The sequence below is a fragment of the Tissierella sp. MB52-C2 genome (assembly GCF_030931715.1).
Lineage (GTDB): Bacteria > Bacillota > Clostridia > Tissierellales > Tissierellaceae > Tissierella.
Genome location: NZ_CP133261.1, coordinates 1,889,429 through 1,915,226, shown reverse-complemented (window position 1 = coordinate 1,915,226; position 25,798 = coordinate 1,889,429). Strand labels below are relative to the sequence as shown.

At 27.9% G+C, this 25,798-nt stretch carries 19 protein-coding genes; 18 read left to right on the top strand and 1 reads right to left on the bottom strand.

Going from position 1 to position 25,798, the window contains the following annotated elements:
* Positions 1-4 precede the first annotated feature (4 nt).
* The 4 genes from recN to RBU61_RS09600 all read left to right on the top strand — a co-directional run bounded on the left by recN (position 5) and on the right by RBU61_RS09600 (position 4,843).
* Positions 5-1,705 carry a DNA repair protein RecN gene (recN, locus tag RBU61_RS09615; protein WP_308879629.1) on the top strand — a complete coding sequence of 567 codons (1,701 nt, stop codon included), beginning with the start codon at positions 5-7 and terminating at the stop codon, positions 1,703-1,705.
* A gap of 240 nt (positions 1,706-1,945) precedes the next feature.
* Entirely contained in the window at positions 1,946-3,220 is a 1,275-nt protein-coding gene (gene spoIVB, locus RBU61_RS09610) for a SpoIVB peptidase (RefSeq protein ID WP_308879628.1), read from the top strand.
* Positions 3,221-3,332: 112 nt separating this feature from the next.
* A complete protein-coding gene (spo0A, locus tag RBU61_RS09605) occupies positions 3,333-4,178 on the top strand; it encodes a sporulation transcription factor Spo0A (RefSeq protein ID WP_308879626.1) in 846 nt (281 codons plus the stop codon).
* A 110-nt stretch (positions 4,179-4,288) separates the two neighbouring features.
* Positions 4,289-4,843: a DUF6648 family protein gene (locus tag RBU61_RS09600; protein WP_308879624.1), complete on the top strand. Its 555-nt coding sequence runs from the start codon at positions 4,289-4,291 to the stop codon at positions 4,841-4,843.
* Between the two features lie 137 nt (positions 4,844-4,980).
* On the opposite strand, the gene RBU61_RS09595 is transcribed toward RBU61_RS09600, so the two are convergent.
* The gene (locus RBU61_RS09595) at positions 4,981-5,451 is read right to left on the bottom strand and encodes a hypothetical protein (protein ID WP_308879622.1); all 471 of its coding nucleotides are present in this window, start codon (positions 5,449-5,451) and stop codon (positions 4,981-4,983) included.
* 102 nt (positions 5,452-5,553) lie between these two features.
* Here RBU61_RS09595 and RBU61_RS09590 point away from each other — a divergent pair, with 102 nt between their 5' ends.
* From RBU61_RS09590 to RBU61_RS09525, 14 genes are all read left to right on the top strand, one after another.
* On the top strand, positions 5,554-6,522 hold the full coding sequence (locus RBU61_RS09590; protein WP_308879620.1) for an RluA family pseudouridine synthase: 969 nt from the start codon (positions 5,554-5,556) through the stop codon (positions 6,520-6,522).
* 15 nt (positions 6,523-6,537) lie between these two features.
* Positions 6,538-8,205, top strand: coding sequence for a nucleoside kinase (locus RBU61_RS09585; RefSeq protein WP_308879618.1), 1,668 nt, complete (start codon positions 6,538-6,540; stop codon positions 8,203-8,205).
* Positions 8,206-8,219: 14 nt separating this feature from the next.
* Positions 8,220-9,134, top strand: coding sequence for a glutaminase A (glsA, locus tag RBU61_RS09580; RefSeq protein ID WP_308879616.1), 915 nt, complete (start codon positions 8,220-8,222; stop codon positions 9,132-9,134).
* Between the two features lie 109 nt (positions 9,135-9,243).
* Positions 9,244-10,476: a beta-N-acetylhexosaminidase gene (gene nagZ / locus RBU61_RS09575; protein ID WP_308879614.1), complete on the top strand. Its 1,233-nt coding sequence runs from the start codon at positions 9,244-9,246 to the stop codon at positions 10,474-10,476.
* Positions 10,477-10,498: 22 nt separating this feature from the next.
* Entirely contained in the window at positions 10,499-13,600 is a 3,102-nt protein-coding gene (locus RBU61_RS09570; protein WP_308879612.1) for a PD-(D/E)XK nuclease family protein, read from the top strand.
* A complete protein-coding gene (locus RBU61_RS09565) occupies positions 13,600-16,869 on the top strand; it encodes a UvrD-helicase domain-containing protein (RefSeq protein WP_308879610.1) in 3,270 nt (1,089 codons plus the stop codon). The genes RBU61_RS09570 and RBU61_RS09565 overlap by 1 nt, the downstream gene beginning before the upstream one ends.
* Before the next feature lie 71 nt (positions 16,870-16,940).
* Complete coding sequence (locus RBU61_RS09560) at positions 16,941-17,144, top strand: hypothetical protein (RefSeq protein ID WP_308879609.1); 204 nt, start codon at positions 16,941-16,943, stop codon at positions 17,142-17,144.
* A 10-nt stretch (positions 17,145-17,154) separates the two neighbouring features.
* Positions 17,155-18,966 carry a hypothetical protein gene (locus RBU61_RS09555; protein WP_308879606.1) on the top strand — a complete coding sequence of 604 codons (1,812 nt, stop codon included), beginning with the start codon at positions 17,155-17,157 and terminating at the stop codon, positions 18,964-18,966.
* Positions 18,967-19,038: 72 nt separating this feature from the next.
* A complete protein-coding gene (locus tag RBU61_RS09550) occupies positions 19,039-20,766 on the top strand; it encodes an ABC transporter ATP-binding protein (RefSeq protein ID WP_308879604.1) in 1,728 nt (575 codons plus the stop codon).
* Positions 20,767-20,829: 63 nt separating this feature from the next.
* On the top strand, positions 20,830-21,147 hold the full coding sequence (locus RBU61_RS09545) for a hypothetical protein (RefSeq protein ID WP_308879602.1): 318 nt from the start codon (positions 20,830-20,832) through the stop codon (positions 21,145-21,147).
* Positions 21,148-21,320: 173 nt separating this feature from the next.
* Positions 21,321-22,190, top strand: a complete 870-nt coding sequence (locus RBU61_RS09540; RefSeq protein WP_308879600.1) for a polysaccharide deacetylase family protein — start codon at positions 21,321-21,323, stop codon at positions 22,188-22,190.
* Between the two features lie 19 nt (positions 22,191-22,209).
* Positions 22,210-22,905: a response regulator transcription factor gene (locus RBU61_RS09535; protein ID WP_308879598.1), complete on the top strand. Its 696-nt coding sequence runs from the start codon at positions 22,210-22,212 to the stop codon at positions 22,903-22,905.
* An 11-nt stretch (positions 22,906-22,916) separates the two neighbouring features.
* Positions 22,917-24,317 (top strand): HAMP domain-containing sensor histidine kinase, encoded by a 1,401-nt coding sequence (locus tag RBU61_RS09530; protein WP_308879596.1) that lies wholly within the window; start codon positions 22,917-22,919, stop codon positions 24,315-24,317.
* Positions 24,314-25,795 carry a hypothetical protein gene (locus RBU61_RS09525; RefSeq protein WP_308879594.1) on the top strand — a complete coding sequence of 494 codons (1,482 nt, stop codon included), beginning with the start codon at positions 24,314-24,316 and terminating at the stop codon, positions 25,793-25,795. Before RBU61_RS09530 ends, RBU61_RS09525 begins: the two co-directional genes overlap by 4 nt.
* The last annotated feature ends 3 nt before the right edge of the window (positions 25,796-25,798 follow it).

Genomic DNA, 25,798 nt, shown 5'->3' with positions numbered 1-25,798 from the left:
TTATATGTTAATTGAATTAAATATTAAAAATTTTGCAATTATAGAAGAATTAAAAATAAATTTTACTAAGGGTTTAAATATTATTACAGGAGAAACAGGCTCTGGAAAATCGATTTTAATTGAGGCCATAGGTATAATCTTAGGCTCTAGATCCAGCAGAGAATTTATTCAGTCTGGGAAGGAGAAGGCCTTGTTGGAGGGAGTATTTCATATAGAGGATTCATCTACTATAAGACCTATATTAGATGAATATTCAATAGATATGGATGAAGATAATATACTGATCATTTCTAAAGAAATTTACTTAAATGGACCTAGTTTATCTAGAGTCAATGGTAGAAATATTACTTTAAGTATGTTAAAGAACATAACGACAAAGCTAGTGGATATCTTTGGACAACATGAACATCAATCTCTATTAGATTCTTCTAATCATCAGACATTAGTGGATTCCTTTGGGGATAAGGAATTATTTGAACTAAAGGAACAAATTAAAGATTATTATCAAAACTGGTCAAACGAAAAAAACAAACTAAAAAATCTTTCCATAAATAGCAGTGAGAGAGATAGAGAAATAGATATACTCAAATTTCAAATCGAAGAAATAAATGATGTTAGATTGACTAAAGATGATGAAAGCAATTTAGAAATAGAATATAAAAGGTTATCAAATATAGAAGAAATTTCAAATCTAATGGAAGCGGCTTTGCTTCATATGACTAATGAGAGCTTCGATTCTCCCAGTATATCGGCCTTAATGAATAGAAGTATTTCTATTATGAATAATGCGAAGAAATTTGATGAAAATATTATACAATTTTATAAAAGACTTATAGATATAAATTATGAATTTCAAGACTTATATAGAGAAGTACAAAATTACTTAGAAAATATTGATATAGATTCTGAAAGATTAAATTTTTTAAGTGAAAGGATTAATATCGTAAATAAATTAAAAAAGAAATATGGAAATACCATAGAGGAGATTTTAATTTTTAGAGATAAATCTCAAGAAAGATTAAATGAACTCTTAAACTTTGAAAAAGAATTTGAAAAAACAAATTTAAAAATACTTGAATTAGAAAATAAGCTAAAGTCAGTTTCTGAAAAACTAACAGAAAAAAGAAAAATTATATCTAAGAAACTGGAAAAAGACATAAAAAATGAACTAAGCTTCTTAAATATGACGAAGGTAGATTTTAAAGTAGATTTTGGAGAAAGTTCTATATTTACTTCTGAAGGACAAGATAAAATAGAATTTCTTATATCTACAAATATAGGAGAAGATTTAAAACCGTTATCTAAAATTGTATCTGGCGGAGAGATGTCTAGGATAATGTTAGCTTTTAAAAGCATTTTAGCTTTTTCTGATAAAATACCTACTATGATATTTGATGAAATTGATACAGGAATTTCAGGAAGGACTGCTCAAATTGTAGGAGAAAAGATTCATCAAATCTCAAATAATCATCAAGTAATATGTATTTCTCACTTGCCTCAAATAACTGCCTTAGCAGACAGCCATTTTGTCATAAATAAGGTTATATTAGAGAATAAAACAAGAACTATAATAAATAGACTTTCAGAGGAAGATAGAGTCAAAGAAATGGCTAGACTTTTAGGTGGTGTAGATTTAACTGATACTACTCTTAAACACGCTTATGAAATGATAGAAATGTCTAAAAAAATCAAAAAAAATAATTAATGCTTTGGCAATTGCCAAAGCATTTTTTAAATTAATAGGGAGATTTGTACTAAATGAGTTTCGATAAAGATGTCCTTAAAATATTTCTTTAGAAGTCTTTCTTATATTGGAAAAACTTAAGTCAGTTTACATTTAAAATTTTTTTATTAGAGAATAATTAGTTTCAAAAAAGGCTAAATTATATATGAATTTAAAAGTTGGAGGTGAAGAGGATTAAGCAAAATAGGAGAGTGATAATTCTTGGGGAAATTTAAGTTTAGCCATAAAATTGTAATTTCGATTCTAATATTATTTATTTTAAGTTTAAGTATACAAACTAACAAAATTTTATTTCATCCTTCTATTATCAATGTAGTAAAAGGAGAAAATAAAAGCCTAGATATATCATTTCCATTTTTCTTAAGTATTAGCCATGAAAAAGAAAATGTAGTAGAGGCTAGTTTAAGTGAAACTGAAAATATTGGATTGAAAAAGTCCTATAAGTTAAATGGCTTAGATGCAGGAGAAGCAGAAATTCAGCTAAAACTTTTAGGTTTTATACCTATAAAAAATTATAATATAAATGTAATAAATAGACCACAATTAGTTCCAGGTGGAAACGCTATCGGTGTAAGATTAAATACCAAAGGTGTATTAGTAGTAGCAGTGACAGATGTAATCGATGCTAATGGAGAAAGAAAAAGCCCAGCTAAAGATGCAGGCTTAAAAGTAGGAGATAGTATATTAGAAATAAACGGAACAAAAGTAACAGATGCTGAACATGTAGTTGGCATTCTGAATGATATTAAGGATACTAAAGTAGAAATACTTGTACAGCGAAACAAAGCAGAGTTTTTAACAGAATCACTACCTGTTAAAAGTATTCAAGATAACTGTTATAGATTAGGAATATGGGTAAGAGATAAAACTTCAGGTATAGGAACATTAACGTATTATAATAAAGAAACAAATGAATTTGGTGCACTAGGTCATGGGATTATAGATACAGATACAGGTGGTTTATTATCTGTAGAAAAAGGTAAAATAATGAATGCCAAAATATCAAAAATTGAACAAGGGAAAAAAGGGACTCCTGGTGAAATCAGAGGAGTATTTTATGAGACAAAAAACTTACTAGGAGATATATCAGTTAATAGTCCCTATGGAATTTATGGAACTATAAATGGAGAAAATTTAGATTCTGAGTATAAAGAACCTATACCTATTGGATTTAAAGAAGAAGTAAAAGAAGGAAAAGCATATATACTGAGCACAGTTGATAATAATAAAGTAGAAAAATTTGAAATTGAAATAACAAAAGTGCAGCAACAATCAAAGATTGATCAAAAAAGTATGATAGTTAGAGTCACTGATTCAAGACTTTTAGAGAAAACTGGAGGAATAGTACAGGGAATGAGCGGTAGTCCTATAATTCAAGATGATAAACTAATTGGAGCCATTACTCATGTTTTCGTAAATGATCCAACTAAGGGTTATGGAATATATATTGAATGGATGTTAGAACAAAACAAATAAGCCCTAGGGGCTTATTTGTTTAAAATTTTTTGAAAAAAAGAAGGAGTTTTCATATATTTGTCGAATAAGTATATATAAAGTTACAAATTTCAGGAAAGCAGGGGGATAAAGTATGAACAAAATAAAAATTGTAATAGCAGATGATAATAGGGAGTTTAGTGACATTTTAACCCGTTTTATATCATCTTATGATGAATTTGAAGTTGTAGGTACAGCAAAGGATGGAATTGAGGTCTTAGAGGTAATAGAGAGAGAAAAGCCAGACGTATTAATATTAGATATAATTATGCCACACTTAGATGGATTAGAGGTTCTAGAAAGATTACATGATTCAAGTAGTTTGAATAATATTAAACTACCAAGGGTAATTGTATTATTGGCAGTGGGACAAGATAAAATTACTCAAAGAGCTATAGAATTAGGGGCGCATTATTATGTTGTTAAACCATTTGATTTCAAAGTATTTATAAAGAGATTAAAACAAGTGGCGGGAATAGAATCTAGTGTCATAAATGCACAAATACAGGAACAAACTGAAACTTATTCAAGTAATATTGCAAATATACCTAATAAATTCAATGTTGGTAGTGAAAAGAAATTAGAGGCTAAAATAACTAAAATCATACATGAAATAGGAATTCCAGCTCATATAAAAGGATATTTATATTTGAGAGAAGCAATCTTTATGGTAATTGAAGATATGGACTTTTTAGGTGCCATAACTAAGGAATTATACCCTAATATTGCAGTTAAATTTAATACAACTCCCTCTAGGGTAGAAAGAGCTATTAGACACGCTATTGAAGTAGCTTGGACTAGAGGGAAAATTGACACTATAAACAAACTATTTGGCTATACTGTAAGCAACAATAAAGGTAAGCCAACAAATAGTGAATTTATAGCGCTTATTGCAGATAAGTTAAGATTAGAACAAGAAGGATTAACTTCAAACTTTTAACTAAAGACACTCTTCCAAATATATTTGGAAGAGTGTCTTTAAAATTAATTATAATTAACTCAATAATATGATATAATATATTTAAAATTAAATTAGATAGGGTGTGTAGCTTGATTTTTTATGGCAGAATAGGGGATAACTTTGAGACATTTTTTCATAGAAGATCCTCTCTAATAGTTGAGTTTGAAAGAGGAAATATAACGAAGAGACAATTCTTAGAATATAATTATGATTTAGTAATGAGAATGAATTTTAAACCTTTTTTAAGGATTGATAGTTATGAAATGGGAATGTTTAATTATCAGTATTACAATGTATTAGCAAAGTACTTTACTATGTTGGCTAAAGAAGTAAAAAACACTAGAAAACATCAAAAGTATTATAATTATTATTTAAATAAGGGAAATAATTATTATCATGAAAAGGATAAGGCAACTCTAAATTTACTTAAGTTTCTAGAATTTGAAGATATTGAAGCATATTTTGTTAGCTTAAATTCAAAAAGTTTAGACGATAAACTTTTTGAAATTGTACTTCTAAATTATAAAGAAGCCATATTTCATTCAAAGGCAATTTGGTTATTAGATATATTAAAAGAAGAAGGAATATTTATAGAAGAAAAGAAATTATCTTTAATAGATGGATATATTAATGAAACATATTAATTATAATAAAAGCTTCAAAGAAATATTTTAAAATAGCAACTGTTGAATATTGAGGTCAAAACAAGTTTATATCTAAGAGAATGATAAAGTAGAATTTTTCTATTCGTTATAAAAATAAAGTCTTCCATTGGAAGACTTTATTTTGTAAGTATTGTAAGAATTTCTTCTATTGAACTATTAGACTTAATTTCATAATTACCTGATTTTAATTTAGTGTCTAGCTTTAACTCTTGAGCCTTTAGAACAAAGTCTGCCTTACTACTTACTAGACCATTATCCTCTAGGATGCTGCCAATTTTAGAAGGTAAAGAACCAGAAGGTATGGTAATTTTAATAATTTGACCATTAGTTTCTTCTGAGTTGTTTTTATCATTGTCATTATCAGTAGGTTTTTCTTCATTATCATTGTCCGAGTTTTGGTTAGAGTCCTTATCAGTATTATCTTCAATAGGAATATTATGTGATGAGACATCTAGTGCATCCTTAGCGAATAAAAGATCTAGTCTCCAGCCTATAATCAAGATTACAATTCCCACTATTCCTATCATTATTATGTAATCTATAGAATCATATAAAATGTCCTTTACAACTTCATAAAATTTTTTCATATGTCCACCTCTTTAAAAACTTTTACAAAACTTTAGGTTTTAATCTCATAATTGTGTATAATATAATTATAACATAAGATTTGGAAAAAAGGTGAGAAAATTTTGAGAGAGATAACAATAGATAAAAACGAAAATGAACAAAGACTTGATAGGTTTTTAAAAAAATATTTGGCAGAAGCTCCTCAGGGATTTGTCTATAAAATGATTAGGAAAAAGAACGTAAAGTTAAATGGGACTAAAGTTCAGCCAGAAACTACAATTTACGAAGGAGATAAAATACAGCTTTATTTATCAGACGAAACTATAGATAAATTTATAGCTAAAAAAGAAGAGATAAGATCTAAAATTATACCTAATATTATATATGAGGATAATAATATAATTTTAATAAACAAACCTATAGGAATATTATCCCATGGTGCATCTAAGGAGTTTGAAGAAAATATAGTAGATAGTATGGTATCATATTTAATTCAGAAAGGTGATTTTGTACCAAGAATACAAAAGACATTTACTCCTTCCATATGTAATAGATTAGATAGAAACACTTCTGGAATAATAATTGGAGCTAAAAACTATGAGGCTCTAAAAACAATAAATGAAGCCATGAAAAACAGCAAAATAAGAAGGTTCTATAAAACCATAGTAAAAGGAAATATAAAAAAAGAATTTATGGCAGAAGGATTTCTATCAAAGGATGAAGAAAGAAATAGAGTAACAATATATAGAGATGATGTAGATGGAGCTAAAAAAATAGAAACTATAATTAAACCTTTAAAAAACAATAAGGGATATTCTTTACTTGAAATAGAATTAATTACTGGAAGGACACATCAAATAAGGGGACATTTATCATCCCTTGGATACCCAGTTATAGGAGATAGAAAGTATGGAGATAGTGATATAAATAAGAAATTCAAGGAGAAGTACTCCTTAGAAAATCAATGGCTTCATGGATATAAAATAGAATTTAATGGATTACAGGATGAATTACAGTATCTAAATGGCAAAATATTTACTAGTGAAGTAGAAGGAAAGGTAGGAGAGATAGAGAAGGATTTATTTGAATAATTAGGGGGGGCTATATTGAATAAAGAAATCAAATTATATATAGAGAATATAGGAGAATTCTTATCATTAGAAAAAGGAACAAGCCTATTGGAGGTATCACAAATTGCATTTAAAGAAGATTATAAAAAATATTTAGGTGCTAAAATAAATAATGAGGTCTTTAATTTAAATAAAATAGCTGAAGACAATATGAATATAAGATTTCTAGACATAAGAGATGTAGATGGCTATAGAATATATACGAGAACCATATCTGCTGTTTTTATAATGGCTTGTAAAAGTGTAATACCTAATAAGACAGTGAGGATTGAGCACTTCCTTGGAGAAGGACTTTATGCAAGTTTTGAAAAAGACTATTCTATTACATTTAGAAAAGTACAGGAAATACAGGAGAAGATGCAAGAAATAATAGAAAAAGATATTCCGATAATTAGACAAAGAATGCCTAAAGAAAGGGCAATGGACATATTTAAAGAATATAATTATATTGATAAAATAAGGCTTTTTAATACGCTAGATAGAATAGATATTGATGTTTATGATATAGGTGGGCATATAGATACTTATCATGGTTTTTTAGCTCCATCTACAGGTTATTTAGAAACATTTGAACTTAAATATTATTATCCAGGGATTTTAATATTATTTCCAGGAATGAACTCGAATTATAATTTACCTGAATTTAAAGAATTGAAAAAGCTATCAAAGGTTTTAAAAGAAGCTAATGACTGGGGCGATATATTAGATCTTGCATATATAGGTTCATTAAATGAAAAAATTATAAATGGAAATATAAGGGAAGTAATTGGAATATCAGAAGCACTTCACGAAAAAAAGATCGCAAATATTGCAGATAAAATTTGTGAAGATGAGGATATTCATTTAATATTAATAGCAGGACCTTCATCTTCAGGAAAAACTACTTTCTCTAAAAGGCTGGAGGTACAATTAAAGGTAAATGGAAAAAGACCAGTTTCCATATCTGTAGATGATTATTTTGTAGATAGAGAAAAAACTCCTTTAAATGAAGATGGAAGCTATAACTTTGAAACCATAGATGCAATAGATTTAAAAAGATTAAATGAGGATTTAGTAAAATTATTGGAAGGAAATGAAATTGAATTACCTAAATTTAATTTTATCACTGGAAAAAGTGAAAAATCAGGAAAGAAACTTAAGGTAGATAAATCGAATCCAATAATCGTTGAAGGGATACATAGCCTAAATCCTAAAATGACTAATTATATTCCAGAAAAAAACAAATATAAGATATATATATCTGCATTAACTCAGTTAAACATAGACGCACATAATCGCATACCTACTACAGATGCAAGGCTTATTAGAAGAATAGTGAGGGATATAAAATATAGGGGAAATGATGCCACTAGAACTTTGGAAATGTGGGCAGGAGTTCGAACAGGAGAAGAAAAATATATTTTCCCTTTCCAAGAAGAAGCTGATATAATGTTTAATTCTGCATTAGTATATGAATTAGCAGTACTAAAGAAATATATAAAGCCTTTACTAGAAGAAATAGATAGCAATAATATTTACTACGGAGAAGCAAAAAAACTTCTTAAGTTTTTAGAATACTTTATAGATATTGAAGATGAAGATATAATTCCGCCAAACTCTATTTTAAGAGAGTTTATAGGAAAAACAGCATTTGATATTCATTAGTTAGGTGGGATAAAATGGAAAACTTATTAAATAAGATTATAGATAACAATAGACATTTAATAAAAAATGGGGCATTAGCAGATTATATACCTGCTCTACTACAAGCAAATCCAAATCATATGGGAATATGTATCATGGATATAGATGGGAATGTTTATAAAGCTGGAGACTATAGTGAAAAGTTTACTATACAAAGTATATCTAAGGTTATGAGCCTTATGCAGGCTTTAATAGATAATGGAGAAGATTATGTATTTAAAAAGATTGACTATGAACCGACGGAAGAGCCTTTTAATACATTGTTTAAATTGGATTTTCCTCATACCATTAAACCTTCTAATCCAATGATAAACTCCGGTGCCATAGTAACTACTTCTCTAATAAAGGGAGAAGGAGAAGAAAGGTTTAATCGATTATTAGAGCTTATTAGAAGGGTAGCTGAAAATCCAAATATATCTTATAATGAAGAAGTGTATTTATCAGAGAAGGAAACAGGGGATAAAAATAGAGCCATGGCATACTTAATGAAATCTAGAGGTTTTATAGAAGGCGATGTAGAGGATATATTGGACACTTATTTTAAACAATGTTCCATAGAAGTGACTACAGTTGATATGGCTAAAATAGGTTTATTTATAGCTAATAGGTATAGATTATCTAAAGAAGATAAACCAATATGTAATGCTAAAATAGCATCTATATTGACTGCAATCATGGCTACCTGCGGAATGTATAATTTTAGTGGGGAATATGCTGCAACAGTGGGTATACCCTCAAAAAGCGGTGTAGGTGGAGGGATATTAGGTACTATACCATATAAAATGGGAATTGGTATATTTAGCCCAGCCTTAGATCAGTATGGAAATTCCATAGCTGGCTATGGAATTATGAAAGATTTATCAAAAGAATTAAATTTAAATATTTTTTAATGAGAATAAACGGAGAGATAAATATAAACTCTCCGTTTATTGTTTAATTCTATTGTAAAGAAGTCTATACTATAATAAAATTAAAATAACATAGGAAAAGGATGATAAAATGAAAAAGATTATAGGAATTATCCTACTGCTGATTATTATTCTTGCAGTAGGCTGTAAAAAAGATAATATAAATACTGGGGATAAAGATATTAAGCCTGAGGAATTGCCTTCAGAAGATAATAATATCCAAATAGACCCTATAGAAGATAGGATTAAATCCATGTCTCTAGAAGAAAAAATAGGGCAGCTGCTCATAGTAGGATTTGAAGGCACAGAGATTAACCAGGAGATAATTAGTTTCATAGAGGAACTTAAAGTAGGGGGTTTTATATTATTCTCTAGGAATATAGAAGATGAAAATAAAACATTAGAGCTTTTGAATAATATAAAGGAAGCAAATTCAGATAATGATATTCCCCTATTCTTATCTATAGATGAAGAGGGTGGGAGAGTAAGCAGACTTCCTAAAGCTTTTAAAAAACTTCCCGAAGCCATAAAGTTAGGAAATAAAAATGACAAGGAGATTTCTTATAACTATGGTAAAATACTGGGGGAAAGAGTCAAAGCATTAGGATTTAATGTGGATTTTGCACCAGTTTTAGATATTAATTCAAATCCTAAGAATCCTGTTATTGGTAATAGAGCATTTGGCAGCACTGTGGATATTGTAGTAAGTAATGGAATACAAGTAATGTCGGGAATAAGAGATACAAATATAATTCCAGCAGTAAAACATTTTCCAGGTCATGGAGATACAGGTATAGATTCTCATGTAAATTTACCTATAGTAAAAAAGAGTATGGAAGAATTAGAAAAAATGGAACTAATTCCTTTTATAAAAGCAATAGAAGAAGATGTAGATATGATTATGGTGGCGCATATATTATATCCAGCTATGGATGAGGAATATCCTTCCACTATGTCACAAAAGATTATACAAAACCTCCTAAGGGACCAATTAGGATATAATGGGGTAGTAGTATCTGATGATATGACCATGGGTGCCATAGTTGAGAACTATTCATTAGAAGAAGCTAGTCTAAGGTTTATTAAGTCTGGTGGAGATATAGCCCTAATATGTCACGGAAATGATAATCCGAAGAAAGTTATAGAACATATAAAAGAATCAGTAAACACTGGAAGTCTAAGTGAAATAGATATAGATAAGAAGGTATACAGGATTTTAAAACTAAAGGAAAAATATGCTTTAGAAGATAAAATAATAGAATCTAATAACTTAGAAGAACTAAATACTAAAACCATAAAACTAATAGAAGAAATCAATAAATAGCCAATATAAAGGGGGGCTTATAGTGGCTGATAGAATAATATATTTTGGGCCTTTTAATAATAGTAAAAAAAAGGATTTAGTAGAAAAGGCAATAGAGAGTTTGAAAAAGACAGAAGGTCATAGATTTTATTATTTATTACCTAATGGTGAATTACTTAGAAAGTATAGAAAAGAATTTATTACTAAGGTTGAACAAAGCTTTGAAATCAATCTTTTTACTTTTGATGATATAGTAAATGAAATCCTAAGTAATGAAGTTTGCTTAATTATTAACGAACTTACTAAAGATATAATTATTAAAAACTCAGTATTAAAATTATGTAAAGAGGGAAAGATTACATATTTTAAAGATGCTATTTCTATGGAGGGGTTTATTGAAAGTTTAGGATATATAATAGGAGAAATTAAAAGATCATTGATTTATCCAAAAAATTACCTAGATAATTGCAGTTCAGATAATTTTCGAGAAATAGGACTTATTTACTCTGAATATGAATCTGAATTGAAAAGATTTAAATTAATAGACCGAGAAAGTGCTTACTTTAAGGCAATAGAGAAGTTGAGGGATAACAAGAATTACTTTAAAGATTTAGATTTTATAATCATAGATGAATTCTATGATTTTAGACCTATAGAGATGGAAATACTAAAGGAAATATGTAAAACTGACATAGATATATATATAAATATTCCTTTCGAAATAAAAACCAATGTATCTAATATTAATAAAACTATTAGCACTTTAGAGGGCATGGGCTTTCGAAAACAATATGTAGAAAAAAAAGAGTTTAATACCTTTGAGACAATAGGAAAGAATTTTTTCAGTAATGAAATATCTAAACTTGAATACTGTAATAAATTGACTCTGATAAAATCTCCTTCTATTTATTTAGAGTTTAAGAGAATATTTCAGGAAATAAAAAGTATTAATAAAACTGGAGTAGATTTATCTAATATAGCTATTATTCTATTAAATGATGCTTATAAAGATAGTTTATTTCAGGTAGCAGAGGAGGAAGAAATACCAATAAATTTACAAAAAGAAATTCCCTTAATAGAAATTCCTTTAATTAAGGAGTATCTAAATGTATTTCAATCTATAATAAGAAAAGGACATAGAGAAAGCATAATAAACAGGGTAAAATCTAATTATTTTAGTATCATAGATAAACAATATAAGGATGAGATGGAATTTACTTTAAAAAGTCTTAAATTTGATAATTTATTTGAATTAAAGAAGATTTTAGAAGAAGGAAATAGCCTAAATATATCAATGGATAATATTGATAGACTTAAAGATATTTCAGAGATTATATTAAGTGAAATGGATAAGGTTTTAGACAAAGATTTTATAGATAATTATAATAATATATTTCTTGAAGTAATAGACAATTATGATATAAAGGGAAAAATAAAAGAGATATATACTGTTTATAAGGATTATGATCTTCTTTATAGAGATACGTTGACTCTAGAAAAGCTAAGAGGGATAATAGATAAGATGAACCAAATATCTCTAGTCATGGAAGAAATTTCAATTGAAGATTATTATTGGGGAATTATAAAACTAATTGAAGATGAAAAGATTGTAGAGCAGAATAAAAATTTAAAGGGCATAAAAATATTAAATCCCGTAAATAGTAGAGGATTTCAATACGATATTATCTTCATAACAGGATTATCTGGAGAATATTATCCCCTTTTACAGGAAAATAATTTTTTGATTAATGATAGAAATTATGCTGATTTATTAAAAATCAAACTAGATTATAAATGTTATTCAGAGAGATTAAATAATGAGGCAATAAAGTTTGCTTCCTTAATAGCTTCCTGTAGAAAAAAACTATATTTATCTTATAGTGAAGGAGCAAATGAGGATAGTATTCCTTCAATTTTTCTAGATGAAATAATTAGTATGTTTAGCGGAGAGAAATTAGAAGAGAAATTTCAAATTATAAATTTAAGTTTAAGCTATTTATTTAAAGATAATATAAGAGATATAACTACAATAGACGAATTATCTAATTACTTAATACTTAATCATTGTGAGGATTTATCAGAAGAAGTAAAAAAGTATTATGGGTTTCACAATAAGATAAATAGGGACAAGCTCAAGATTATAAACGATAAAATCTTATGTGAATATAAGAGAAGTATTAAATCCTTCAATGAATATAACGGCTTAATATCGGAGGATATAATAAATAAAGATATAAAATTATTCCATAAAGATAAGATATACTCTAATACTTATCTTGAGGCCTATTGTAAATGTCCCTATGCATTTTTGCTTCATAGAGTTCTTAATATAGAAGAATGGGAAAATAATTTTGAAGAATATAATCCAGTAGATATAGGAACTATCTACCACGAAGTTTTAAGACATTATTATAATATATATAAAGAGGATTTAAAGAAATCTATAGAAGATAATGAGTCCTTTATATTTGAAAACACAATAGACACTTTGAGACAGTTAGTAGAGAGATACTCTACACAGATAGGGCTAGATATAAAGTGTAAAAAAGATTTATTAATTGTGGAAAATATCTTTGATAAATTAAGAGATTTTATAAAAAATGATATAGAACGAATATCTGATTCTAAAGAAAAATTAATTCCTTATGATTTTGAATTAGAATTCGGAACGTATGGAGATTTTCATTTGGATATTAATGGAGAAAAAATAAGACTAAGAGGAAAGATTGATAGAATCGACAAAGTATTAGGAAAAGAGAAGTATTTAATCATGGATTATAAAAGTAGTACCTATGGAGCATATGATATAGACCATATGTCAAAGGGGTTATCACTTCAATTACCAATATATATTATGTCTCAGGGGAACAAGGATATAATTGCTGGTATATATGGTATAATTTCCAACGGTGAGTTTCAAATTAAATTAGGTAAAATCGAAGAAACAAAGCTAATAACCAAAAGGCATAAGGGAGCTTTAGACAATAACAAATGGGATGAACTATTGGAAACTACAAAGTATAATATACAGGAAATAATAGAAAAAATAAGTAATGGAGATTTTTCCATAAATCCCTTAGAATGTTCATCATACTGTATATATAGGGATATTTGCAGATATGAAAATGTATTGGAGGTGGAGTAATGGCAATAGATCCACAACAAATAGCCATAGAGACTATAGATAAAAATGTTGCTGTAAACGCAGGAGCAGGTACTGGAAAAACTAAGGTGTTGACAGAAAGATTTATACATATATTAGAATATGGCAACTTAGAGGAAAACAAAGAAGTAGAATCCATAGTGGCAATTACATTTACCAAGAAAGCTACTCAAGAAATGATAGATCGAATTAGAAAAGAAATGAGAAAAAACTTTCATAAAAGCAATAGATGGAGAGGATATTATAGGGATATGGGAAAAGCTAATATTTCCACTATCCATAGTTTTTGTGCAAAAATATTAAGAGAAAATCCAATTGAAGCAAAGATAGATCCTTTATTTGAGGTCTTGGAAGACTATAAAGCTATGAAGCTTTTAAATGAGACAATACAAGATGTGTTATCTAGAGGGTTGGAAAATGATGAAGGAGTATATGATCTTTTAAGAAGATTTAAGAAAAACGATGTAAATTTCTTAGTCAATGATTTTTATCAACTTTATAATAAGGTGAGAACCATAGGACTATCTTTTGAAGAATTGAAACATAAAACATTAGAATATATAAATTCATTAGAGTTTAAAAAAGATGATATTTCATTTATAAAAGATAAGTTTATATATCTAATGGAGAAGCTTCCTAAAAACTCAAAGATATTTAAATTACAATTAGATTCAAATTGGATTAAGTTTAAGGATAATAAATATGACCATGAGGAATTACCTAATATATTGGCATATCTTTATGAAAATATAGGGACAAGCTCTAAGGAAAGTGAAAACATAGATTTGCTTAAATCTGCCATAGAAAAATCTTTATTAGGGTGTGAAAAATATAATATTCATATCTATGATACAGTATTAAAACTGCTTATGGAAATTGATGAAGAATATGAATTGAGAAAGAAAGAAGTCAAATCTTTGGATTATGATGATTTGCAAATAAAAGTCTTAGATTTATTAGGAAATAACCATATTAGAGAAAAATATCAAAATACATACAAGTATATTATGATAGACGAATTTCAAGATACTAATGAATTACAAAAAAGGATTTTCTATAAATTAGCTACAGTTGATGAAAAATTAGATAAATCAAATTTATTTGTAGTAGGAGATCCCAAACAATCTATTTATGGATTTAGAGGTGCAGATTTAGATGTTTTTTATGATGTAATATTAGATATTCAAGAGGTATCTAAAGAGGAAATAATTACATTACAAAGGAATTATAGAACTGTAGAAACTGTGCTTAAATTTATCAATAATATATTTAGTAAACTAATGACAAATAAGTATAAAGAATTGAAAGAATTTCATAAATCACAAAATTTAATAGACGTAGAAATCTTAGAAAAAGAAGATTTAGAAATACCAGAGAATCAAAGCCAAAGTAGTTATTATAGATATTATGAGGCACAGTTAATAGCTAAGAGAATAAAGGAGTTAGTATCGGAAGGACAGTATAAATATGGTGATTTTGCCATGTTATTTAGAGCTACTACTAGAAATCATATATATGAAGAAGCTTTAAAAAGCTTTGGTATACCATTTTATAATTTAGGTGGGAAAAGATTTTTTCTTCAGCAGGAGGTATTAGATTTAATTAATGGATTAAAAGCCATAGGAAACCCCTTTGATACTATAGCAACCATAGGGTTTTTAAGATCTCCTATGATAGGGCTTACAGATAAAACTATATACTGGATACTTAGAAATAAAGAAACAACTGTATATAATTCTATGTTAAATATGATCCGTGATGAAGAGATAAAAGACGAAGAAGGAAAAATTAAGGAAGTTCTAATTCTTATGGATCACCTATATTATATAAGAGACTTATATGGATTAACTAGACTAGTAGATGAGCTGATTTCAAAGACATATTTTATAGAAACATTACTCTTAAAACAAGGTGGTAAGCAGTGTATTGCAAATGTTTATAAGTTTAAAGATATAGTAAAAAAATATGAATTAAATCTCAAGGGAACCTTAGCGGATTTCATTGATTACTTAGAGGAAATTAAAAATAGAGATGAAGAGGAAGGAAAAGTAGAATCAGAAGATGCTGATGCAGTTAAGATACTGACCATACATAAATCTAAAGGACTTCAATTTCCAGTAGTTATAATACCAGAAATGGCTACTCTAAATAGGGGAATTTATCCAAACATATTATTTCATAAGGACATAGGCATAGGGATTCAATTGGAGGCTAATAAGGCATTATATAATAGTATAAGAAAAGAATTAGATATAAAAGATAAAGAGGAATTAGAAAGAACTTTATATGTTGCCATGACTAGAGCAGAAAAAATGCTTATTTTAGGTTGTCAAGGGAAAGATAGTGGATTTAAGAAACTTATAAGAGATATAATCGATTCTACAGAGTGTAGGGTTATATCTGAAATAGATATTTCAAGGGAGGAATATAATTCAGTTAGACTAATAAATAATGAATTAGTAAACCAAGATAATATCATAGACATGGAATTCCCCTTGTTACCTAAGGAAATTAAATATCCTAAAAATACTATGGAGAGATATAGCATAAGTCAATATCTAACGTTTTTAGATTGCAATAGAAGATTTTATTTTGATTATTATAGAAGATTATCTGATATATGGAAAATAGAGGATATATCAGATAGAGGAAGCTCCATTAGTGGTATTCAAAAAGGGAATATTATTCATAAATTTTGTGAGCATTATAGATTAGATATGGATGTAAAGGATTTGTTGAAAAATATATGTAAATCTTTTGGAGTACATTATACTACCAATATATATATGGAATTAAAGCCTTATATTGAAAATTATCTTAAATTATATAATGAAGAATATGATAAAATATTTATAGAAAAAACTTTTTACTTAAAGGTTGGGGATAGCTATATAACAGGAGTTATTGATAGGATAAATATTAAAGGAAAAAAAGCAGAAATAATCGATTATAAAACAAATAAGCTTATAAATAAGGACTCTCTTGTAAACTATTATAAACCGCAATTACAGCTTTATGCATATGTATTTCAGAATATAATGGGTATAGAAATAGATAAGGCCAGAATAGTATTTTTGGAGAAGGGTAAATCTGTAGATATTCCAGTAGATGAAAATAGTTTAAAAGAAAATATATATCATATAGGAGAATTTATAGAGTTTATATCTAAGAAAGAGAGTATATATGACTATGAAAAAAGTAATAAATGTCCAAGTTATTGTAAGCATAGAGGTATATGCGATTTGGAATAATGTGTTCAGTAATAAGGAAAGCTATTTAAATCGAGTTATATAGTAAGCTTTTTAATGGAGGGATGGAATAAGTGATAATTGGAATATGTTTTATATTTACCAGCGGATTTATATATATAAAAGAGAAACATAATATAATTACAATAGAAGGTGAAAGAGTTCTTGATAAAAAAACAAATGTGACACAGGATGGAAGATATAGGTATGGAATTCTAACGAGTATATTATCACTTATATTGGGAATTTTTAGTATATTAAGTTCAATTATATATTAAGGTGATTGTTATGATAAGAAAAACAATAAATTTTATATTGATATTTTTAATAATTTTGATCCCAAGTAAAATATCTTCTGAACCTATGAAATCGATATTTATACTAGTAGACGAGTTGAAAATAGAAACAATAGAAGAGCTGGATTTAGAAAAATCTAATATTGGACTTATAAATTTAAAAACTAGACCCCCCTACTCGGAGGAAGGATTATATCTATCTGTTAATATAGGAAGAAAATTGAGTTTAAGGGATTTTGGAAAAACGAATTTAAATTTAGAGTATTTAGGAGATGTATTAAGGTCAGAAAAAACATCTTATATTGGAAATGGAAATGGAGGACTTTTGATTTCTAATAAGGATAGGAAGACAGACTATGAAGAAAATTCCTTAGATTATGATTTAGATTGGCTAAAAAGCAAGACAGATAAACTACTAAATAAATCTAACATATTATTATTGGAGTACAATATTGAAGGTGAAAAAAATAATATAGAAATTTTAAAAGAATATTTAAATTATTATAGTAATAAGAAAATAATTATATTGCCTAAAAAAGTAGCAGCAGGGGATAAGTATTTTTTAAACAAATATCTTGCCCCAATAATATATATCGATGGAGAAAATAATGGACTATTAACCAGTAATTCTACTAAGAGAGAAGGATTTGTTGCTATAGAAGATATTTCTGCTCAAGTGAAAAATACTTATGGGTATACTAAAAAATCTGATATAGGAAAACCATTTAAAATCCTAGAAGCAGAAGATGCCATAACAGAAATAAATAAATTATATAAGACAAATATGAATTTACTTATTAGTGCATATTTATTTCAGGGAATGACTTATTTATCAATCATAATATTATGTATTGGAATAATGAAATTTAATAAAATAAGTAATAGATTGTATTTTTTCTATTCCTTTATATCTACAAATGTTCTTATATCTTTAATATTAGGACTGTTTGAATCGCATCAAAATATTGTTGTCTATTTAATAATTAGTATGGTATTACCTTATATAATTACAAAGCTAATTATAAAAAAGAAATTAGATTTTGTAAAAATAATAAGTGGTCTTACTTATGTTTCCATAGTCTTAGGAATTATAATATATCCAAAGATGATTTACAATTCTTATATTGGTTTTAATAATTTAGTATATGGTGCGAGATATTACGGGCTTAATAATGGAATAATGGGAGTATTATTAGCTTCTTCAATACTATTTTTCTTTAATATTACTAAGAATATAGAAAATTTAAATCTTAAAAGAATTATAGGAGTAATTATATTTACTCTTAATATGATTACTTTGTCTACCCATTTTGGTGCTAATACTGGTGGGTTTATAACTTCAGTTTCATTATTTGGATTTATGATTTATATGCTATTTTTATCTAGAAAAGATGGAATAAAAAAGATAATTATGTTTTTATTAATAGGATTACTCATATTTGGAGTAAATATGATATTTGATATTCTTAATGAAGATAATACCCATGCAATAAGTTTCTTTTATAGGATAAAAGAAAATGGAGTAAGTGAATTTATATCCTTAGTATTATTTAAGGCTAAAGAGTTAATAAAGCTAACATTGATCCCGCCATTTTCATTTTCCATTATTGCAGAAATAATTATATTGAGAAGGTTATATAAGTATATAATGTCAAAGGATATATTAAAGAAAGAAGCAGTAGTCGTGTTATTTACTTCAACTATAGGTTTTTTAATAAATGATACTGGAGTCATAACTTTTCTCTATATGAATTATTATTTGATTTTAGATATAATTAGTAGAAAATTGGAATTGGAACATTGAAAAAATATATGAAATATAATATAATATTCGTGACTCGAAATATATTTCAAATTAAATAAGGGGGGAAGAATCTTGCTTAAAAGATTTATATCATATTATAAACCGCATAGAAAACTATTCTTTATAGATATGTTTTTTTCATTTCTTATATCTATATCGGATCTAATATTTCCAGTTTTTACAAGGAAAATGGTTAATGAAATTATTCCAGATGGAAGGATGGACCTTTTAGTTAGATGGACTATAATAATGTCTTTCTTATTTGTACTTAGATATATTAGTAATTATATTGTATCATATTGGGGACATTTATTAGGAGTAAAAATAGAACATGATATGAGAAGAGATATATTTACTCATTTACAGACATTACCTTTCAGCTATTTTGACAATAATAAAACAGGTCATATTATGTCTAGAATAGTTAATGATTTAAGAGACATAACCGAATTGGCACACCATGGACCAGAAGATTTATTTATATCCTTAGTCATGTTAATAGGTTCATTTATTGTATTGATTAAAATTGAGTGGAGACTGACTTTAATATTATATGCATCTATACCAATCATTATATGGTTTGTTATATCTAAAAGAAATAAAATGTCAGATTCCTTTAGAGAAGTAAGAAAAAAAATTGCAAATGTCAATTCTCAACTTGAAAATAGTATTTCAGGAGTTAGAGTTGCAAAATCTTTTACCAACGAAGGTTTTGAGATTGAAAAATTTAATGAAGGAAATCGTGAATTTAGCGATGCTAGAAAAGAATCCTATAAGGTCATGGCTGAATTTGCATCAGGAATAGGTATAATGTCAAGTGTTCTTAATCTATTGGTTATAAGCTTAGGAGGATATTTTGTATATAGGGACATAATTAATTTTGGAGATCTTTTTTCCTTTACTCTTTACGTTAACTTCTTTATGCAGCCAATAAGAAGATTATCTGAATTCTCACAGCAGCTTCAAGAAGGAATGACTGGATTTGAAAGATTTATTGAGATTATGAATATTAAATCAGATATAGTTGATAAAGAAAATGCCTTAGAATTAAATGATATAAGTGGAAGAATTGAATTTAAAGATGTATCCTTTAGCTATAATAATGGAGAGAATACTGTACTTGCAAATTTAAACTTAGATATAGAGCCAGGTAAAACTGTAGCATTAGTAGGACCATCGGGAGCTGGTAAGACAACTTTATGTCATCTTATTCCAAGGTTTTATGAAACAAATAGCGGCGAAATTCTCTTAGACAATATGGATATTAAAGACATAAAAATAAAATCTTTGAGAAAAAATATTGGACTTGTACAACAGGATGTATTCTTATTTACTGGTACAATTCGTGATAATATAGTTTATGGAGATCCCGAAGCTAGTGATGAAGAAGTCATAGAAGCAGCTAAAAAAGCTAGGATACATGACTTTATTATGTCTTTACCAGAAGGATATAATACATTCATAGGTGAGAAAGGTGTTAAATTATCTGGAGGGCAGAAACAGAGGATTTCGATTGCAAGATTATTTTTAAAGAATCCACCAATTTTAATATTAGATGAAGCTACATCAGCTCTAGATAATGAAACTGAAATCATGATACAAAAATCTTTGGAGGAATTATCCCGAGGGAGAACTACATTAGTTATTGCCCATAGACTATCAACAATAAAAAATGCAGACGAAATCTTAGTATTAACGGCAGAAGGAATTGTTGAAAATGGTAATCATGAGGAATTATTGGAAAAAGATAGATTATATGCAAAATTATATAGATCTCAATTTAAGGATTTATTAGAATAATAAGTAGCAAAAACATCCCTCCTTTCATACTATATTACAGGAATAGAAAGGAGGGGTGTTTTTATGTCTTATGATTATCCAGAGCTATACTATAGAATTTATCCTAAAGTTATATCAAGGGTAAATGAACATTTGAATGAAAACTGCTCTATGGAAGAAATTACAAAGGAACAAATGGAGAAAATGGTAGATGATATATATATAAAGATGGTTGAGGAATGTCCAGAGATACATGAAGATCCATACGAAAGGAGATATAGAGGAAGAGTCAGGGGAACACAGAACATATTTTTTGGTAGAAGTAGGATTACAAGAGACTTAATAACCATACTTTTAATATCTGAACTATTGAGAAGGAATCGAAGTTTCTTTCCATTATAATAAATAGGCTGATTTCAGCCTATTTAGTTTGAAAACTCAAATTATGGAAATATATAAGATAATGTAAGCACTTTGTAACTAATTATTAAATTATTTGTAACCAATAGAATTAAGAACTATTATATGCTAAAATGAGACTATAGAATATGGCATGGGATAAAGGAGTGACATAAGTGAGAAGAACAAAAAAGAGGTTTATTGTAAGAAGAAGAAGAAATATTGTCTTTTTAGCTATTATATTTTTTCTGATAGGAACTACATCTGTAAAACTTTTTAACAAATCAACTAATTCTGCTGTTGCCATAAGTGTAACAGATACTCTAAATATAATGGGTGAAAAAAATCCAATTAATCAGGCATTGGGTGAAGAAATTAGACAGATAGAAGCAAAAGCAGAAGAGGAAAAAAGAATAGCAGAAGAAAAAGCAAAGGCAGAAGACCAAAAGCAAAATACTAAAGTGGCTTACTTAACCTTTGATGATGGACCATCAAAAAAAGTAACAAATCAAATTTTAGATATTTTAGATGAATATGATATTAAGGCAACATTTTTTATCTTAGGAAAAATGGTTAAGGTAAATCCAGATGTGTTGAAGAGAACTTATGAAGAAGGACATTCTATAGGACATCATTCCTATAGCCATAACTATAAATATATATATAAAGATACTAAGAACTTCTTAGGAGAAGTCAAATCAACGGAAAAAGCCTTAAAAGAAGTATTAGGGGAAGAATTTGAGACTAAGCTATTAAGAATGCCAGGAGGTTCCTTTGAAAAACATAAACAAAAGTTTTTAAAGATGTTTACAGATATGGGATATAAAAACTATAATTGGAATGCATTAAATGGAGATGCAGAGGGCATAGGTTTATCAAAGGAAAAGCTAGTATATAGAGCAAAATCAACAACAAAAGGGAAAAAAGAAGTAATCATATTAATGCATGATACAGATGCAAAGCAAACAACGGCAGATGGCTTACGTGAAATAATAGATTACCTTATTGAGGAAGGATATGAGTTTAGAGCTCTAAGTCAAGAGTAGATTAAGGATGGGATTTTAAATGAACAAATCAATTCTAATAGTAGAAGATGAAACTTCCATAAGAAAATTTATAAGAATAAATCTTGAGAGAAATGGATTTAACGTATTTGAAGCAGGAAGTGGTGAAGAGGGAATAGATATTGCTAGAAAAGAAGAAATAGATATAGTAATTCTAGACATTATGTTACCTGAAATAGACGGTTTTCAAGTTTGTAAAATTTTAAGGGATGAATTTCCAAGTTTAGGTATAATAATGCTTACAGCTAAAACTCAAGATATAGATAAAATCATGGGATTAGAGTATGGAACTGACGACTATATTACTAAACCTTTTAATCCTACAGAACTAGTCCTAAGAGTAAAATCCTTGGGAAGAAGAATAGAAGCTATAGATAATGTAGAAACAAACAGTATTCTATACTCTAAACCCTTTAAGGTAGATATATATTCTCGTAAATTTTATAAAGATAATAAAGAAATAGAGCTTACCCCTACAGAATATGCCATAGCAAAGATATTTATAGAGAACCCAGGAAGGGCTTTTAAAAGGGATGAAATTTTAAATCAAGTTTGGGGATATGATTTTATAGGTGATTCTAAAATTGTAGATGTAAATATTAGAAGACTTAGGGCTAAAATAGAAGATAATCCTAGTGAACCAATGTTTATACAAACTGTTTGGGGAATCGGATATAGATGGAAGGATAAAAGTTAGAGGTTAGATATATGAAAAAAAGTATAAAGACAAGATTAGTTAAAAACTTTATGTTGGTCATTGTTATAACTGTACTAATTTTAGAAATAGGGCTTATCAAGGCAGTAAAGGAATATTATTATAGAAATATTGAGGATATACTTAAAAATCAAATTGAATTTTCTAGAGATTATTATTTAAGGTATTTTTCTTCAGATTCATTGGAAGATATAGTAATAGATGATGTAGATGTATTTTGGCAGCATACCAATGCAGAAGTACAAATACTAGATCCTGAAGGAAGGTTATTAATGGATTCCTTGGGAGTTATAAACGATGATTCAAATTTATACCCCGATATAAAAGCAGCTATAAATGGAGAGAAAGGAATATGGACAGGTAAAGTTAACTATTATAATAATACAGTTATGTCTGTATCTACAGCAATTAAAGAGCAGGATAGAGTAATAGGAATTATTAGATTTATTACATCTCTTAAAGAAACTGATGATACCATAAGATCTGTTTCTTTTTTAATCCTTAGTATGGGACTAGTAGTAGTATTTATATCTGGACTAGTGAGTGTATTTCTAGCCAATTCCATAGTGAAGCCCCTTAAAGAAGTAACAGATGTGGCGGAAAAAATGGCAGATGGACAATTAAAGGTTAGAAGTCAAGTTAAGCTTCAAGATGAAATTGGTAAACTTTCTGACACATTGAATTATATGGCAGAGGAATTAATAAAAAAAGAACAAATTAAAAATGACTTTATATCATCTATATCTCATGAGCTTAGGACTCCATTAACATCAATAAAAGGCTGGGCAATAACTTTAAAATCTGAAGATTTTAATGAAAATGAGATTATATTAGATGGGCTTGAAATCATAGAAAAAGAAAGTGATAGATTGACTACAATGGTGGAAGAACTTTTAGATTTTTCAAGATTTGTTTCTGGAAGAATAAAACTTGAAAAAGATGAGTTTGAAATTGAGGATACTATTAATATAATAGGAAAGCAACTATATCCAAAGGCTAAGAATAATGAGATACAATTTATTATTAATATAAATAATGACCTAGGATATATATTAGGTGATGAAAACAGGATAAAACAGTTGCTTATTAATCTTTTAGACAATGCATTTAAGTTTACACCTGAAGGTGGAGTTGTAATATTAAATGCTTTTAAAAAGGAGAATAATTTAATATTAGAGGTAAAGGATAATGGTCCTGGTATATCTGAGGAGGATTTACCGAAAGTAAAGGAAAAATTCTATAAAGGGAAAAACAGCAAATCTCATAGTGGTATAGGTCTATCTATATGTGACGAAATAGCTAAGCTTCATAATGGAACTATGGAGATATTATCCAATATTAATGAAGGAACTCTAGTAAGAGTGACTTTGCCCTTAGGAGAGGTTAATCAATGAAGAAACTATGCTTAATAATAATAGCTATAATTTTAATTTTTTCATTAAGCTCATGCAGCATTAGTAAGTTTGACACTAAAGATAAGATAAAGGCACCAGAAAATAAGCTGCCACCATTATTGGGAAAGTGGGTCGTAGAAAAAAGCATAGGTGGTGAATATGAAGCTAATGCTGAAGAAGAATTATCCGCATTAAATAAAGAAGCTTTATTTCATAAATCAGCAGCCGTAATAGGAGAAGATTTTGTCTTAAATCCTGTGTATAAGTTAAAGAATGTGAGCCTTTCCGATTATTTATTGTATAAATATAAAATGAGTCCTGAAGATTTAGGACTTACGGAAGGCAAAGTTCAGATAATAACTATATTTAGTGATAATCAATTTTTTAAGGAGATTATAAAATATAATGATGAAGAAATTGTAAGCTTTACCCATGATAGATTTTACTTTTTTAAAAAGTCTGTGGATCAAGTGAGCAGCGAAGAAATTCTTAGATATATAAATATTGAAAAAAGTATAATGAGGAGTTCTAATATAGAAGAAGTTGATACTTTAAGATCAGGAATTCTTTTAGGAATTAAAACTCATTTTTATGATGAAGAAAGCGGAAGGGACAATTGGAGTTATAAGACTCTTTGGATTAGAACGAATAATCGTAATATGGCATCTATGTATGAATTAAAAGATTTGTTGCTTCCAAGAAAAAAAGGATTTTGGCTAGTTGATGTAAATAGGGAGAATAATGGGGCTATTAATGATGAAATTAATGCAGTACAAAAAGGAAAATTTAAAGAAGAGTTAAATGATTTATCAGCTTCCCTATATCAAATATCTAATAATAAAAGTTATTCAAGACTTAAAAATATCTTATATGTTGGAAATGATTATATATCTACAGAAACCATAGATATGCTAGATAATAGAAAAACTATTCAAGTATATCCAATAGATTATTTAAAAGATGAAAAAGCCATTAAAATTTCAGATATAATAGGTGATGAGAGACTAGAAGCATTTATAGAGGGTGCACAGGGAATAATTAAGACTAGTTCTAATATGGAATTAGATGAAAAAAGTTTTGGATTATCTAGAAGAAATGGACATTGGATTATGAAGGGAAGAATAAATTATATAAGTGAAAATGAAGAGTTATATAAGGATTATAATATAAAAACTATTCCTCCAAAGGAGTTAGTAAACTATGATGAACTGGCTATACCATGGAATGTGATAAAATCTAAGGTTCCTGAAGCTATAGATGCATTTTCATCTCCCAACGAAGATATAATCCTTATTGTTACAAGAAATAATATATTAATATACGAGATACATGACCATGAAATATCTCCAAAAGAAATAGGAAAGGTTAAGCTGAATAGTTCTGATAGCATAGTCATGGCAGAATGGGCAGCAGGAAGATATACTATGATTTGGGAAGAAGAAGTTATAAAAAATGGAGCAGAAAGTATTTATCCGTAATTG